At 57.8% G+C, this 14,733-nt stretch carries 15 protein-coding genes and 2 tRNA genes; 12 read left to right on the top strand and 5 right to left on the bottom strand.

All coding sequences use genetic code 11. The annotated features are described in order from the left end of the window. Positions 1 to 40: 40 nt before the first annotated feature. The 8 genes from TSACC_RS08205 (at position 41) to TSACC_RS21720 (ending at position 8,470) form a co-directional block, all read left to right on the top strand. Positions 41 to 1,147, top strand: coding sequence for an ABC transporter permease (locus tag TSACC_RS08205; RefSeq protein ID WP_075078856.1), 1,107 nt, complete (start codon positions 41 to 43; stop codon positions 1,145 to 1,147). A 1-nt stretch (position 1,148) separates the two neighbouring features. Beyond that, on the top strand, positions 1,149 to 1,904 hold the full coding sequence (locus TSACC_RS08210) for an ABC transporter ATP-binding protein (protein WP_075078857.1): 756 nt from the start codon (positions 1,149 to 1,151) through the stop codon (positions 1,902 to 1,904). 7 nt (positions 1,905 to 1,911) lie between these two features. Continuing rightward, positions 1,912 to 2,856, top strand: coding sequence for an MlaD family protein (locus tag TSACC_RS08215; RefSeq protein WP_075078858.1), 945 nt, complete (start codon positions 1,912 to 1,914; stop codon positions 2,854 to 2,856). A 53-nt stretch (positions 2,857 to 2,909) separates the two neighbouring features. Next, complete coding sequence (gene lysS, locus TSACC_RS08220; RefSeq protein ID WP_075078859.1) at positions 2,910 to 4,361, top strand: lysine--tRNA ligase; 1,452 nt, start codon at positions 2,910 to 2,912, stop codon at positions 4,359 to 4,361. Then, positions 4,358 to 5,737, top strand: coding sequence for an MFS transporter (locus tag TSACC_RS08225; RefSeq protein ID WP_075078860.1), 1,380 nt, complete (start codon positions 4,358 to 4,360; stop codon positions 5,735 to 5,737). Before lysS ends, TSACC_RS08225 begins: the two co-directional genes overlap by 4 nt. Before the next feature lie 6 nt (positions 5,738 to 5,743). Continuing rightward, entirely contained in the window at positions 5,744 to 7,033 is a 1,290-nt protein-coding gene (locus TSACC_RS08230) for an ABC transporter permease (protein WP_084400317.1), read from the top strand. 103 nt (positions 7,034 to 7,136) lie between these two features. Continuing rightward, a tRNA-Arg gene (locus tag TSACC_RS08235) sits at positions 7,137 to 7,210 on the top strand. A gap of 747 nt (positions 7,211 to 7,957) precedes the next feature. Continuing rightward, positions 7,958 to 8,470 carry a hypothetical protein gene (locus TSACC_RS21720; protein WP_153811338.1) on the top strand — a complete coding sequence of 171 codons (513 nt, stop codon included), beginning with the start codon at positions 7,958 to 7,960 and terminating at the stop codon, positions 8,468 to 8,470. Positions 8,471 to 9,085: 615 nt separating this feature from the next. Here the strand turns inward: TSACC_RS21720 and TSACC_RS08240 are convergent. Then, positions 9,086 to 9,161 (bottom strand) — tRNA-Phe (locus TSACC_RS08240). A gap of 165 nt (positions 9,162 to 9,326) precedes the next feature. On the opposite strand from TSACC_RS08240, the gene TSACC_RS08245 reads away from it, so the two are divergent. Both TSACC_RS08245 and TSACC_RS08250 read left to right on the top strand, forming a co-directional pair. Further along, complete coding sequence (locus TSACC_RS08245) at positions 9,327 to 9,983, top strand: hypothetical protein (RefSeq protein ID WP_153811339.1); 657 nt, start codon at positions 9,327 to 9,329, stop codon at positions 9,981 to 9,983. After that, a complete protein-coding gene (locus tag TSACC_RS08250) occupies positions 9,980 to 10,546 on the top strand; it encodes a LemA family protein (RefSeq protein ID WP_075078862.1) in 567 nt (188 codons plus the stop codon). The genes TSACC_RS08245 and TSACC_RS08250 overlap by 4 nt, the downstream gene beginning before the upstream one ends. Positions 10,547 to 10,596: 50 nt before the next feature. Here TSACC_RS08250 and TSACC_RS08255 read toward each other — a convergent pair whose 3' ends face one another. Both TSACC_RS08255 and TSACC_RS08260 read right to left on the bottom strand, forming a co-directional pair. Further along, positions 10,597 to 11,076, bottom strand: coding sequence for a hypothetical protein (locus tag TSACC_RS08255; RefSeq protein ID WP_075078863.1), 480 nt, complete (start codon positions 11,074 to 11,076; stop codon positions 10,597 to 10,599). A 344-nt stretch (positions 11,077 to 11,420) separates the two neighbouring features. Continuing rightward, positions 11,421 to 11,690 carry a hypothetical protein gene (locus TSACC_RS08260; protein ID WP_075078864.1) on the bottom strand — a complete coding sequence of 90 codons (270 nt, stop codon included), beginning with the start codon at positions 11,688 to 11,690 and terminating at the stop codon, positions 11,421 to 11,423. A gap of 107 nt (positions 11,691 to 11,797) precedes the next feature. On the opposite strand from TSACC_RS08260, the gene TSACC_RS08265 reads away from it, so the two are divergent. Next, positions 11,798 to 12,616 (top strand): HAD family hydrolase, encoded by an 819-nt coding sequence (locus TSACC_RS08265; RefSeq protein WP_075078865.1) that lies wholly within the window; start codon positions 11,798 to 11,800, stop codon positions 12,614 to 12,616. Positions 12,617 to 12,630: 14 nt separating this feature from the next. On the opposite strand, the gene TSACC_RS08270 is transcribed toward TSACC_RS08265, so the two are convergent. Next, complete coding sequence (locus tag TSACC_RS08270; protein ID WP_075078866.1) at positions 12,631 to 13,026, bottom strand: hypothetical protein; 396 nt, start codon at positions 13,024 to 13,026, stop codon at positions 12,631 to 12,633. Between the two features lie 59 nt (positions 13,027 to 13,085). Here TSACC_RS08270 and TSACC_RS08275 point away from each other — a divergent pair, with 59 nt between their 5' ends. Further along, complete coding sequence (locus TSACC_RS08275) at positions 13,086 to 13,781, top strand: 4'-phosphopantetheinyl transferase family protein (protein WP_075078867.1); 696 nt, start codon at positions 13,086 to 13,088, stop codon at positions 13,779 to 13,781. On the opposite strand, the gene TSACC_RS08280 is transcribed toward TSACC_RS08275, so the two are convergent. After that, positions 13,778 to 14,731 carry an AEC family transporter gene (locus TSACC_RS08280; RefSeq protein WP_075078868.1) on the bottom strand — a complete coding sequence of 318 codons (954 nt, stop codon included), beginning with the start codon at positions 14,729 to 14,731 and terminating at the stop codon, positions 13,778 to 13,780. The two genes, TSACC_RS08275 and TSACC_RS08280, sit on opposite strands and share 4 nt — an antisense overlap. Positions 14,732 to 14,733: the final 2 nt, after the last annotated feature.

Here is a 14,733-nt window from a genome sequence, read left to right on the forward strand (position 1 = left end):
AACGCCTCGACGGATGGCGATTTTTGGTCATACTGGCCGGATGCCCGCCGAGACCCAGGAAGAAGCCAGCTACCGCCAGGAAGGTGGCGTCGTGCATCTTTCCGGTCGTCTCGATGCGGAAGGCTCGGCCCAGCTCTGGCGCACGATCTTTCAGCGCTCCCGCAAAAAGCGCGACGCGGTGATGTCGATCGACGCCTCGGGGTTGACGTATTGCGACGGGGCGGGCATTGCGCTGCTCTTTGCCCTTTCGCGCCAGACCAAGGCCTCCATCGACAATCTCGCCCCGGAGTTTCAGAAGCTCCTCGACCAGTTTTCCTCCGACAGCTTTGACCGGCCTGTCGACCCGCCGCGCAAGATCTCGGCGATCGAGAAGCTCGGGATGGGAGGGGCGGAGTTTGGCCGCGATCTTTACGAACAAGTCGTCTTTCTCGGGCGCATGTCGGTCGTTTCCGTACAGACGCTTTTCCGGCCCTCGCTCGTTCGGTGGGGTGACATGTGGCGTGTTTTCGAAAAGGCTGGGGTCAATGCCGTGGGCATCGTCGGAATGATTGGCTTTCTCATGGGGCTGATCATGGCGTTCCAATCCGCCATCCCGCTCAAGCAATTCGGCGTCGATATTTTCGTGATTAACCTCGTCGCGCTGGCGATGTTCCGTGAGCTGGGTGCGATCATGACGGCGATCCTGCTGGCCGGGCGCTCCGGCTCGGCCTTTGCCGCCGAGATCGGCACGATGAAGGTCAACGAGGAACTCAATGCCCTCAAGACGATGGGCATCGACGATGCGCGCTTCCTCGTCGCGCCGCGCATGATCGCAGGCATCATTGCCACGCCACTGCTGAGCATTTACGCGAATCTCATGGGCCTCCTCGGCGGCTTCATCGTCATGATGTCCTTCGGTTTTCCCTTCGCCGCCCTGTACCGCCAGGTGACAGCCAATGTGGAGATCAACGACATCCTCTCCGGGTTGATCAAATCGGTGATCTTCGGCGTTCTCGTGGCGGGCATCGGATGTCTGCGGGGATTGCAGACCAAGTCGGGCGCAACCGCCGTGGGTGACTCGACGACACGCGCCGTGGTGAGCGGCATCGTCCTCATCGTGATCACCGACGCGATCTTTGCGGTGATCTTCTACGTGCTGAATTTCTGAGATGAGTGACGCGATCATCGAAGTCAAAGACCTCACCGCCGGCTACGAGGACAATGTCATCCTCGAGGGCGTGTCGTTCGACGTCCAGAGGTCGGAGATCGTCGTCATCCTCGGCGGCTCAGGTTGCGGCAAGAGCACGCTCCTCAAGCACATGATCGGCCTCTATCATCCGCCAAAGGGTGACGTGCTGATCAATGGCAAGAGCATCGTCAATGCCGAGGGCGAGGAATTACAATCCATTCTGCGATCCATCGGCATCACCTATCAAAGCGGGGCGCTCTTTGGTTCGCTCACCTTGTCGGAAAACGTCCGCCTGCCCCTGGAGGAGTTTACCGATCTGCCCTCGGATGCGATGGCCCTGATCGCAAAGATGAAACTCAGCCTCGTCGGGCTGGAGGCTTTCACCCGCAGCCTGCCTTCGGAGGTCAGCGGCGGCATGCAGAAGCGCGCCGCCATCGCCCGAGCCATGGCGCTCGACCCTCAGGTGCTTTTCCTCGACGAACCCTCGGCAGGCCTCGATCCCATCACCTCGGCGGAACTCGACCAGCTCATCCTGCGGCTCAACGAGAGCCTCGGCATCACCTTTGTGATCGTGACGCACGAACTGCCCAGCATTTACACCGTGGCCGACCGCGTGGTGATGCTGGACAAGGAGATCAAGGGAATCGCCGAGATCGGGTCGCCCGAGGAGTTGCGCGACAAGTCACAGCACGAGTGGATTCGTGAGTTCATGAAGCGGGAAGTCCATCCCACCTAGAAAAGCCATGCCCAAACCAGCCAACTATTTTCGGATCGGTATCTTCATTCTCCTAGCCATCGCCATTCTGGTCGTGGGCCTGGTGGTGTTCGGCGCCGGTCAGTTTTTCAAGCGCAAGATCACCTTCGAGACCTATGAGAAGGGGACCGTGCAGGGCATCGATGTCGGCTCTCCGGTGAAGTTTCGCGGTGTCCAGATCGGGCAGGTGAGCTGGCTCGGCTTCAGCTTCAATACCTATCCGCAGAAGGACATGAGTAATAAGGAGAACTATGTCATCATCCGTATGGAGGTCGACAAGGAGATCTTCCCGGGCATGTTTCATGAAAATCTCCAGCCCGTCCTCGAAAAAGGGATCTCCCGGGGCATGCGCGTTCGCATTGAGCCGCTGGGCATTACCGGGCTGAATTACCTCGAGATCAACTACGTCGACGATCCGAGCCAGTATCCCCTCCTGCCTTTCCACTGGACGCCCGAGTTCTACTACATCCCGTCCGCTCCGGGCGAACTGACCGACATCCTCGACTCGATGAACAAGATCATGCGCGATGTCGAGCAACTCAACCTGGGCGAAATCCAGAATGGTCTCAAGGATCTCCTGCAGAACCTGAACAAGGCGCTCACCGACGCGCAGATTGATCAGGTGAGCCAGAACCTTCAGAAGCTCCTTACCCAGATCGATCAGGCCATCCAGGAGGCAAAGCTCGGTGACCTGAGCGCCGATGCTCGCTCCCTGATGAGTGGGCTGGAGGAATCCAATAAGGAGCTGCAGAAGGTTCTCTCCAATCTCAAGCCCGAGGATATCCGCTCCACCCTGAGAAGCCTCTCAGCCACGATGGACAATTTGGAGGACTTTTCCTCCTCGATAAAACAGCGCCCGTCCTCGCTGCTCTGGGGTAGCCCGCCGAAGCCGGAACCTGCATCCACTCCGACTCCCCGCAAGCGGAGCCGCTAGAGGAAAAAGGGCAGGGGATTGCCAAGAAAGCGCGTCCCCGATAATGTCACCCGATGGAACCGATTAGTGACTTGCTGGCCGTGCGCCGGCAAAAGCTCGACGCCCTTCGTGCCAAGGGCGTCCGCCCCTTTGGGGGCCGCTTTCCCACGGATGGCAGTATCTCGGATGTGCGCAACGCCTTCGCCGAGGGGAAAACCGTGCGCGCTGCCGGGCGCATCACCGCCCACCGCGACATGGGCAAGAGCCGCTTCCTCGACCTTTCCGACATCACGGGCCGCATGCAGCTCTTTCTCCATGCCAAGGAGATCGGAGAGGATGCCTTCGCGACCTTTCAGCAACTCGACATCGGCGACTGGATGGGGGTCGAGGGCGAGTATTTCACGACCAAGACCGGCGAGCCGTCGATCCGGGTCAAGACCCTGACCGTGCTCTCCAAGGCGCTGCGTCCGCTGCCCGACAAGTGGCACGGCGTGCAGGACGCCGAAATCAAGTACCGCCAGCGCTACCTCGATCTCATCTCCAACCCCGAGTCGCGCGAGGTTTTTCTCCAGCGTATCGCCATCGTCCGCGAAATCCGTCGCTTCCTCGATGAACGCGGGTTTCTCGAGGTCGAGACGCCCATGATGCAGGCCGTCGCGGGCGGAGCCGCCGCCGCGCCTTTCAAGACGCATCACAATGCGCTCAGCATGGACCTCTTCCTCCGCATCGCGCCGGAGCTGTACCTGAAGCGTCTTCTCGTCGGCGGGTTCCCGAAGGTGTTCGAGCTGAACCGCAACTTCCGCAACGAAGGCATTTCGCGCCGCCACAATCCGGAGTTCACCATGCTGGAGGTCTACTGGGCCTTCTCCGACTTCGAGAGCATGTCCGAGCTGGTGGAGGAGATGATCTGCCACCTCGCTCAGTCCGTGCGAGGTACCCTCCAGATCGAGCACAAGGACGCCGAGGGCAATGTCACCAAGACCATTGACCTGTCCCGCCCCTGGAAGCGCGCCCGGTACTCCGACCTCATCAAGGGCGTCGTGCCCGAGTGGTACGAGCTTTCCTCCGAGGCGAAGCGCGCCAAGTGCGTCGAGCTCGGCCTCGACATCCAGCATTGCACCGAGGACTTCGAACTCACCCAGCATGTCTTTGAGAAGCTGGTGGAGGAAAAGTCGATCAACCCGCTTTTCGTCACCCATTGCCCGAAGGAGCTCGTCCCCCTGGCCAACCAAAACGCCGAGGACGACAGCGTCGTCGATGTCTACGAACTCGTGATCAACGGGCAGGAAATCTCGCCCGGTTACTCCGAGCTGAACGACCCGGACATCCAGCGTCAACGCCTGGAGCACCAGAGCGGCGGGGAAACCCAGAAGCTCGACGAGGACTTCCTCGGTGCGCTGGAGTACGGCATGCCGCCCGCAGGAGGCGTCGGCATCGGCATCGACCGGCTGGTCATGATGCTGACCGGAGCGGAGAGCATCCGCGACGTCATCCTCTTCCCGCACATGCGGGTACGCGAGAGTTGAATGTAGAGCAGCCGGCTTCGGCGAATGACCCAGGGAGCGGTCAGAAGCACGGCGGCGGCTTTTTGTCGTCGCCGGGGCCGGTTAGCGCGCATTGGTTCCAGCTCTTCAATGCGTTTTCCTTCCAGATCGTCCTCGGGGCGCCGGTGATCGTTTTCGCGAAGTCACTCGGCGCTTCCTCTACCGTGCTCGGCATCATCGCGTCCTTTACGCCGCTGATGACCGTCTTTCAGCTCCCGGCCGCGCAGCATCTCGACCGTTATGGTTACCGTCAGTTCGTGCTGGCCGGCTGGGGGGCGAGGACGTTCTTCATCTTCCTCATGGCCTTCGTGCCTCTGCTCGTCTTCCTCGATGGTACGTCGAAGATCGTCGTGCTCATGGCGGCACTGTTCTTTTTCAACCTGCTCCGGGGTATCTCCTCGGCGGCATGGATGCCGTGGATCACGGAGATCGTGCCCGAGCCTGTGAGGGGACGGTTTCTCTCGGTCGACCAGCTCTTCATGTATGTGGGAGCGCTTCTCTCGCTCATCGCCTCGGCGGTGCTCATGGCGGGAAAGGTCGATCCCTGGGAGTATTGCCTCGTATTTCTTCTGAGCGCCTTCTCCGCCACGGCGAGCCTGTTCGTGCTGCGTCGCATCCCCGAGGTGCCTCCGAGCGAGAAAAAGTCGCGCAATTCGCAAAAGGTGCCGTGGCGCGCGATGCTCTCCTATCCGCCCTTTCGCGAGCTGATCATTTTCAACCTCCTCTTCATGTCGGTCGTGGGCAGCCTCGGCGTCTTTACCGTCGAGTACCTGCGGGAGGTGGGGCATTTCGATGTATCCTCGGTGATGTACATCTCGGCCTTTTCCTTTGTCGGGGCGCTCATCGCGCTGCCATTCAGCGGAAAAATCGTCGACCAGACCGGGAGCAAGCCGCTCATGCGATTCGCCACGGCGATGTTTTCCGCTGTGATCTTCCTCTGGTTCCTCGCTGCCGCCAGCGTCGTTCCGACCTCCATGTCGCTTATCGCGACCCTTAATGTCTTCTCCGGCATCGCGTCGGCAAATTTCAACCTCGCCAATGCCCGCATCACCATGGCGACCATGCCCGAGATGGGGCGGAATCACTTTTTTGCCCTCTTCACCGTCATCACCAGCCTCGGGCTGGGCGCTGCGCCCGTCATGTGGGGCCTCACCCTCGACATGATCGGCACCTACGAGGCCGTCACGGGCGTTTTTCACTGGAAGCGGCACAGTATTTACTTTCTGGCCCTCCTCGTTATCAACATCGTCGCATTCCTGTACATTCCGCGTCTCCACGAGTCGCCGGGGTCCGAAGGGAGGGAATCCCTGTCGATCTACCGACGGCTGAAGAGCCTTACGCAGTTCCGGCACCGCTAATCATCCATGATCCAACGCAGTTTCAGCCTTTTCCTCGCGCTCCGCTACCTGCGGCCAAAGCGCACGTTTCTCTCCATCATCACGCTCATCTCGATCCTGGGTGTCACCCTCGGCGTGATGGTGCTCATCCTCGTCATCAGCGTCATGACCGGCTTTGAGCGGGAACTCGAGCGCAAGGTCGTCGGCTTCGACGCCCACGTGGTCGTTTCCCGCATGGACAGTCCGCTGACAAACTGGGAGGAGCTTCAGGACAAGATTCTCAAGCTCAAGGACGTCGTCGCAGCTGCGCCCTTCGTCCAGGGTCCCGTCCTGGTGGAACACGAGAACATCCGCGTCGCACCGAAGATCCGCGGCATCGATCCCGAGGCCGAGGAAAAGGTCACGGAGTTGAAGCAGTTCATTGTCCAGGGCGATCTCGATCTCGATGGGGACAAGGTGATACTCGGCTCCGAGCTGGCCGCCCTCCTGCATGCACGGGTGGGGGACAAGATCACCCTCTACTCGCCCGGCAACGTCAGCCAGATCTTCAACGAGCTCGACCGCATTCAGAAGGAAGGCAACAAATCCGACGCCGCCGCGCTCAAGCAGATGATCCTGCCCCGAGAGCTTACCGTTACAGGCATCTTTGAGAGTGGGCGCTATCTTTACGATAGCGACTTCATGCTCGTGCCGCTCTACGTCGCCCAGGAGGTCTATGATCTCGGCGGCGACATCCATGGTCTCGCCATCCGCACCACCGACCGTTACCGCGCCGATGCCGTGAAGGAGGAGATTCAGGGAATCCTCAAATACCCGGATACGGCGATGACCTGGATCGACATGAACAAGCAGATATTCGACGCCATCAAGATGGAACGGAACGTCATGTTCTTCATCCTGCTCTTCATCGTCCTCGTTGCCGCCTTTGGCATCATGAATACCCTCATCACCGTGACCGTGCAAAAGACACGCGAGATCGGCATCATGAAAGCCCTCGGCGCCCAGACCATGCAGATTGTGGGCGTCTTTATGGCCCAGGGCGTCGTGGTGGGCCTCTTCGGCACGATCGTCGGCCTCATCACTGGCATTTCCCTTGTGCAATACCGCAATCAGGTCAGCGACTTCCTCGCCAATGTCTTCCACATAGAGGTCTTTCCGCGTTCCGTCTACCAGTTCAGCGAGATCCCGGCGGAAATCGTTCCCTCCGACGTCGCAATCATCTGTACCAGCGCCTTCATCATTTGTTCGCTGGCCGCACTCATTCCCGCCTATTTCGCCGCCCGCCTCGACCCCGTAAAAGCGCTCCGCTACGAGTAGAAGCGCGCAACTCTGGCGGAGAGCGGGTACAAAAATGGGAGATTTCTCGAAATTTCCCATTTGACGTGTGGCGGAAACCTCGCTTTACTTTCCCTCCCTTAAAGCAGCCGTAGCTCAATTGGATAGAGCATCTGACTACGGATCAGAAGGTTTGGGGTTCGAATCCCTACGGCTGCACTTTCCAAACCCGCAGGAATCCTTGTTCTGCGGGCTTTTTTTTGCTCCGACTCGGAGCCTGTGTGCGAAACGCCGCTCGATATGGGCGATGAGCGTTGGCCTCGGGATGGGCTCGCGCTCGGCGGATCACCTCCTGCAGTCGCTCACTTTTGGTGGTTTCTTGACGCACTAAAAATCCTCCAGAGTGCCCAGCGAGAAAAACCGGCTCATCCTGATCCCTCGGCCCCAGATGTAGAATGAGGATCTGTTTTTTTACGGCTCCCCTCCGCAGAGGGGCATAACCTCGAATCTCACGCGAGAGCAACCAACTTGGATCCTGCGAATCGCCAGCCTGCCTAGCCACCAATAATCTCTGGGACGGCCGTGGTGGCCCCATCAAGGGGCGCCAGGCTCGGGATGGGGGGCGATCGCCTCCCACAGGGCGCGAGTCAGCGCAAATGGGAACAGATACTCCGCGCTGTGGGCTGCAAACCGGCGGAGCTAAAGCGGGAGTGGGCCTCGGTGATCGCCATCGGCTGCGAACTCGTTCCACGTCTGAGGGTACTGATTATCCACTGCCGCTTCCACGTCTCTCTGCGTTGATGGATAAGCGAGTAATCGACACGGCCATAACGCGGCTATGTCGGCTCGCTTCATCTGCTTCTGGCGATCCTGCTGAGGATCGCGGTGCAGCCCAGACGCCATGCCTTAAAAAAAACGAAGACTGCTTTCTGGGAATTCACAGTTACTCCAAGCTAAAATGCAAAGATGCTTGAGGCCTATCTTTCTTCAGGTGGTCTGTCTCGGAAAAGCGGTCCGTGCGTTTATGCCCTTATCCTTATCGCGAAAGATCATGACCCTAGAATATATATTGGCCGCACCGGGACTTCCTCAAAAACAGGCGTAGACTCGCCTTTCGGAAGATTAAGCACCCACCTGAAGAAACGCGGAAAAACTGCAACATGTATTTTCGGCGGACGGAATGATCCTGCATTCATTGAATCAGCGAGAGTCGTCTTCCTTGCCGTTCACATTCCTGGTTCACATCCGGAGGTTGGGACCGCGGAGAAGTGGATGATTTGGCACTGCGAGCAGAATAAGAAAGTCGGGAGGTATGAATTGCTCAACGGAGAGGATATCCCGAAAAACGAGCCTCCCATTCGCGAATCTATAAGGGCGGAGTTGTTGAAGCTTTATAAAAAGGCTGTTCATTGTTGCGGTGTTGAACCGAAATGCCTTCCTTCAGGCAGGAGCGCACCTATCAAGACAGGAAACATATGAAGGATTGGCGGTACGCACCCGCCCGAAAATCGTCCAGCTAGTCCCGACCTTTAGGTGGTTTCGTCAAAAGTGTTCTGTTCTCCTGGGACGTGCGTCACAGATCGAAAACGTTCCGATTTCGTGTTCGTTCATCTCACAAAGCGCTCCGGCTTGGGACGCCAAGCATGGTGCACGAGGGAATAGGCGCCAAGGTTGAGGAAATATTAGCATTCGGTTCTGCAAGATTTTACGCCATTGTGCAGTTGCGGAGTCTGGTGAGGATTCTTAACACTGAGGAGGGGGCTTCAAAATTTGTTGCTGTCCTTATGGGACAGCGCTTTTCCGGGAGCTGTCTTCCAGAGACAGGTTAGCTCGCGCAGATTGATTGTTCCTTTCAAAGCGGCGGTCTGGATCGCGCGTGTTGCGGCCTCTGGATCGCGAGCAAACGAAAAGGGCCGTATGGTCACCTTCGTGCGGAAGTTGGAACATGGCCTGCGGTCAGGAATCGGGGGAATTCTGCAAGAAAAGCAGCTCCTTCACGTACCATCAGCTCGTGTGGCACAAAAGTGGCCTCGGACGGCTGTGATTCCGCTTTTCAGGACAACATGGAGCCTTTTAGCTCCATTATCAGTAAAGTGGTGGCTGGGGAGGGAATCGAACCCCCGACACGAGGATTTTCAGTCCTCTGCTCTACCGACTGAGCTACCCAGCCCCTGGGAAGGGAGGGCTGAATCTAGGGAGAAGTGCGCGAGTTGACAAGCGGAAGATTGCGAAAAATCTCATAATTTCCCGCGCGTCATTGTGGCTCGACTTGTTTCCTGGGACCTGACTGGCTTGGAGTTTCAGCATGGACAGCAACGGCATCAGTCTCATCGTCATGACCATCGTGGTGATTTTCCTCGTGAGCTGGATTGTCGCAGGGTGGCTGGAGGCGCGGCGGCGAGAAGCCTTCCGTACTTTGGCTGGAGAGTTGGGGTTGACCTACTCCCCGGATCGGGATCGCAGTCTGGCGGAGAGATACTCGTTTCTGAACCTCCTTGACCAAGGGGAAAATCGATATGCGCAGCACATCTTTACCGGGATGTACGACGGGCTACCCGTGACTGCTTTCGAGTACCATTACGAAACAAGCTCCAGGAGTTCCAAGGGCGGCCGCACTGTGCATCATCATTATCTCAGTGTTTTTCTGACCGCAGTGCCTGGACCTGTGCCTGAGATGACCATACGGCCTGAAGGTTTTTTTTCCAAAATTGCACAGGCGTTCGGGTATGATGATATCGATTTTGAATCGGCGGAGTTCTCTCGCGAATATTGTGTCCGGTCTCGGGATAAACGGTTCGCCTACGATGTGTGTCACCCTGCCGCGATTGAGTTTCTTTTGCGGTGCTCCGGTGTGGATATTGAGATCGAAGGATATGAGATGGCCTTCATCAAGGAATACGGCCTGCAAAGGCTTGAAGTGGCGGGGAATCTCGCGCTCCTCACGCGTTTCCGGCACCTTTGGCCTGCTCATTTGAACGAAATCCGCGCATGAATTTCTCGATCATATATTGGATTATCGGAGCGGTTTTCGTGATAGGCGCTCTTTATGGACTGGGCCAATACAATGGCCTCATCGTCCTGCGAAATCACATGGCCGAGGCATGGAGCGACATCGATACGGAGCTAAAGAGGCGATACGATCTCATTCCCAACATGGTGGAAGTCGTGCGGAGCTATGCCCGTCACGAGCGGGACGTTCTGGAGACTGTCGTCAGATTGAGGGCCGAGTGCATGGCTCCGCATGGCACTGTCGATCAACGGGCCGTGGACGAGAGGAGACTCTCATCGGCCTTGGGAGGGCTTCTCGCCGTGGCGGAGTCTTATCCCGGGCTAAAGGCCGATCACGCGTTTTCTCGCCTCCAGAATGAACTCGTGGAGACGGAAAATCGTATTCAGGCTGCGCGGCGATTCTACAATGGAAACGTCAGAGACTACCGAAACAAGGTAGAATCATTTCCGGGGAGCTTGGTTGCCGCAGCGTTTGGATTTGGGTCAGTCGAGTTTCTGGAATTTGACCCCGAGATATCCAGGCTGAGCGACATCCGCCTGCCATAGCAACTCCGGGGGAGTTGCCATGGCGAACGGAAAATATACGTGGGGAAAGACTAGCGCTTCTTTCCGCGGACCGGGGCCTTGGCCTTCTTGCGGGCGGGAGCCGGGGCTGCCTTGCGGCGGGCGACGGGCTTCGCTTTAGCTTTTGGCTGAGCCTTGGCTGGCTTGCGGACGGGTGCTGTCTTGGCTTTTCCCTTCACCGGTGCCTTGGCGGCCGGGCGCAGCGGCTTCCGGAGAGCCGGTTTGGCTGCTGGCTTGGCAACAGGGCGGGTGGGTCGGGCGGGAGCCGGGCGTTTGGCGCCTTTGGCTGGAGCTTTGCCGGAGCGCTTGGGCGCTTCCTGCTCAGCTTTGTGCCGGGCGCGCCAAGCCGCTACCTGCAGGCGCACGCGTTCGCGTTGGGCTTCGATGTCTCGATGATACCACTCGCTTTTTCTAGCGGCCTCAGCTTTGCGAAAGTTGGGGCTGGAGCGGTACTTTTCGGCGTACTTTTTACGGTAGTACGCTTTGCCGTATTCTTTGTCGGCGTATGGCATGATTAGGGACGGATACCGCTAACCATCGTAACGCTGCATCCGGTTTCGTCAATTCAGTTCTGCGGCAAGGAGTTCTGAACTTTGCTTTAGACAATGGATTTAAATAAGACTGAGACTCAATAAGGTTGCTTTGGGCATGGTTTCGACCAGCTTTCCGGATGCGCCTCTCGAGGGAAATCGGGAGTACGGAAGGGCCGGGCTGTGTGTCGGGCAATACCTTTTGCGGGTCGTTGTAGTCAATAGCATCGCTGCAAGACAGGCTGTGTTGCAGGGGGCTGCGACGATTTGACCTGGCTGGATTCCCGCGGCGATGCAGGCAATACCCGTGGGCAAATAAGTATCTGCTATCCCTTCCGAATCCGGTCCTTGCGTTCTTCCCGCTTTTCCTCGAGGCGGGCAAGTTCGGAGGCAAGTTGACGTCGGAGTTCGTCCTGGGCGAGGGAATCCCCGGCCGACTTTATGATTTCTCCCTCCAAAAATACCTTTTTTTCGGCGATCTTGGCATTGATTTCAGAGTCGATCTCGGCGATCTGCCGCTTTTGGTCGTCGGAGAGTTTCTGAATCGGGGCTTCCTTTTCCAGGCGGCTCATGGCGAGTTCGTAGGCAGATTTCATGGAAGCATGCTACCTCGGTAGAGACCGTTCGCCAAGCTTCAGGCGCCGACGGTGTGGCTCAACGAGCCCTTGCCACCACAGGGAACCACTTTTACTGTATCGCCGCCATGCCAAATATCCGACTCCTGAGCACAGATTTTGACGGTACGTTGATCGGATTTGATTCCGATGGACGTTGCTCAACCGAATTTGCCCTGGCGATCCGTGAATATCACGCGGGAGGCGGCCTTTGGGCCATCAATACCGGGCGCAGTGTGGAGCATGCCGTCCAGGGATTGCGGCGATTTGATCCGCCGGTCATGCCGGACTTTCTGCTGACCTGCGAGCGGGAGGTATATCGGCGGCTGGCGGATGGGCAATGGGAGGCTCACGGGCACTGGAATGAAACCTGTCGCCAGCGCCATGAAGAGCTCTATTCGTTGGCGGAGGAGCTTTATACACTGATCGCCGCCCGGGCGGAGAAAATCGGGGGCATCGAAATGATCTGGGAAGAGGGAAGACTGGTCGGTTTCGTCACCAGGACGGAAGAGTTGATGGAGACATTTCTGAAGGAGGTTGATCTGCTCTCCGCAGACTTTGTTGACTTTTCCTATCAGCGAAACACGGTTTACCTGCGCTTTTGTCATCGCGATTATCACAAAGGGTCTGCGCTGGGAGAGCTTTGCCGACTGGAAGGTATGGACCCGGCAAGGGTGCTTGCGGCAGGTGATCATTACAACGACATCCCGATGCTGGACGGGAGGCATGCCAGACACACGGCCTGCCCTGCCAATGCGATCGAAGCGGTGAAGCATCGGGTGCGTCTCTCGGGAGGCTATGTCGCAGACCGGAATTACGCGGACGGTATAGCCGATGCCCTGGCTTTTTTTGAAAGAAAAGAGGCGGAGGGCTTTCGCACCACCGCCTCGGTTGGGAATGTAATGTGAAGGGGACTCTCGAACTAGGCCTTCAGGCGGTAGCGGCCGGCGGACAGCTTCTGGATCGTGCCGAGCTTGCGACCGGTGCTGCTGAACCAGACATGGACGTTCTGGGCCTTGACGCCGAGCTTTTCCGAGAGTTCCTTGACGCTGATGCCCTTGTCGCCGGAAGCCTTCAGGGCGGCGAGGATGGCCTCCTTGAGAGCGCCGCGACGACCGGAAGACTTGCTGCCGATGGCCTTGGCGGCCTTGGTGCTTGCGCCGCGACCGCGAGGGGCTTTCGCTGCGACAACTCCGCCAGCGTAGAGGGACTCGATCTGGCTTTCGATTTTTGCGATTTCACCGAGCAGGGACTCCCGCTGCTCCGTCAGCTTCAGGATGTTCTTAAGAACCGAAGTGCTGAGTTGAGATATTGCCATAAGGGGAAAGTGCCTTAATTAGCTGGTTTGTCCAGTGCAAGAAAAATAACTATTCGAAAATGGAAAACATCCAAATAGCCGCATGGAATGAGATGCCCGGCCCCTTGCCAGTATTGGATGGCCACGTGGATGTTTGGAGAATTTTTCCTAATCTTCGGAATAATCGAGATCTCCCCGAGGAGGAATTGCAGCGATGCGAGGCTATTAACAACGCGTTAGCGAGGCAGCATGAACTCAGCTCCCGCATCGGAGTTCGGCGGATTTTAGGGCGCTACACCGGGGTTTTGCCCTCGTTGCTGGCATTTGAACGAGCAGGCCGGGGGAAGCCATTCCTCGCGGAAGGGCCGCAATTCAACCTATCGCATACACGGGATCAAATCCTGTTAGGTGTGTCACATCAACCAGTTGGGCTTGATGTGGAATCCAGGGATCGGAAAGTGAAGGCGGGCGATCTGGCCGCCAAGTTTTTTCATAAAGAAGAGCTGGCAGCTGTTATGAACCATGCCGATAGCGAGAGGGTCTTCTTAAAATATTGGGTTTGCAAGGAGGCTACGGTTAAGCTCTCCGGGGACGGGATTTATCATGGCCTCAGGGACGCCAGGATCGAGATGGAAGGGGATAGTGTCCGAGGGACTTATTGCGACCGGGAGGTCTGTCTTTCGCTGTTTGCGCCTGCGCCGGGCTTTATCGCAGCGGTGGCATCTTGGGAGACGCACCTGACACCGCGGTTTTTTGGCTTGGCGAGCGATCTTTAGTATCCTCGCACCCAATGGAGGCCGAAGCCGATCCACAGGGGGATCGCAAAGAGACCGATCAATGAGGTCCCAAGCACAACCTGCAGGGCGGTGGGGACATCGCCATCGTGAACTTTCGTGACAACGATCGGGAAGATGGCTGCAGGCATGGCTGCCTGGAGAACGAGTATTGCTTTCAGGTTGGGGTCAAACGGAACCAGCGCTGTGATCGCCAGTATAAGCACTGGCAGGGTTACGACTCGCGCCACGGTGGCGAGCAGGATCGTGCGGGAACCTTTCTTGAGGGCGGAGAAGTTGATGTGATCTGCGACTAGAGCTCCGCTCATGAGCAAACCCAGCGGCACTGCGCAAACGCCGAGGAGGTGAAAAGTCGAGTCAATGGCGGCGGGAATCCAATGCTCCGCGCCGATGGCATTCAGGAGCATTGCGCTCGGGATGGCGACGACCTGGGGGTTGATCGTCTGCCGCCAGCTTCTTGCCTCTGTTCCGCGGGTTAGCTGCCAGAGAGCAATGCTCCAGAAGGAGAGCTCCACTCCGAGCACCAGTGCGAAAAGCACGCCGACGGTTTCCTTTCCAAACAAGACCAGGCAAAGTGGCAGCGGGATATAGGCATAGTTTTGTACCGATGTGGTGAAGACGAATGTCTTTCGTACCCTGGGGTTGGTACCGGGCAGGCCCTTGGAGAATATGCGGGCCACAAGGATGCCTAATGCGACGGTGCCGACACCGGCGAGAGGAGGGATGAGCCAGTTTGCCGGAGATCTCAGGGCTTCATTTCCGATAATGGTATCCAGCGCGAGGCTGGGCGCCAGTACGGTGACGGTGGTCCGGATCAAGGATCGATCGGCCTCAGCCGAGAGGATGCCGAGTTTGCGGATGGCATAGCCGACCGCCATGACGACGAAGACCGGAGCGACGATCTGCAATAGGGAAACGTACTGAGCTCCCATCG

It is taken from the genome of Terrimicrobium sacchariphilum (assembly GCF_001613545.1).
In the GTDB taxonomy this organism is placed as follows: domain Bacteria; phylum Verrucomicrobiota; class Verrucomicrobiia; order Chthoniobacterales; family Terrimicrobiaceae; genus Terrimicrobium; species Terrimicrobium sacchariphilum.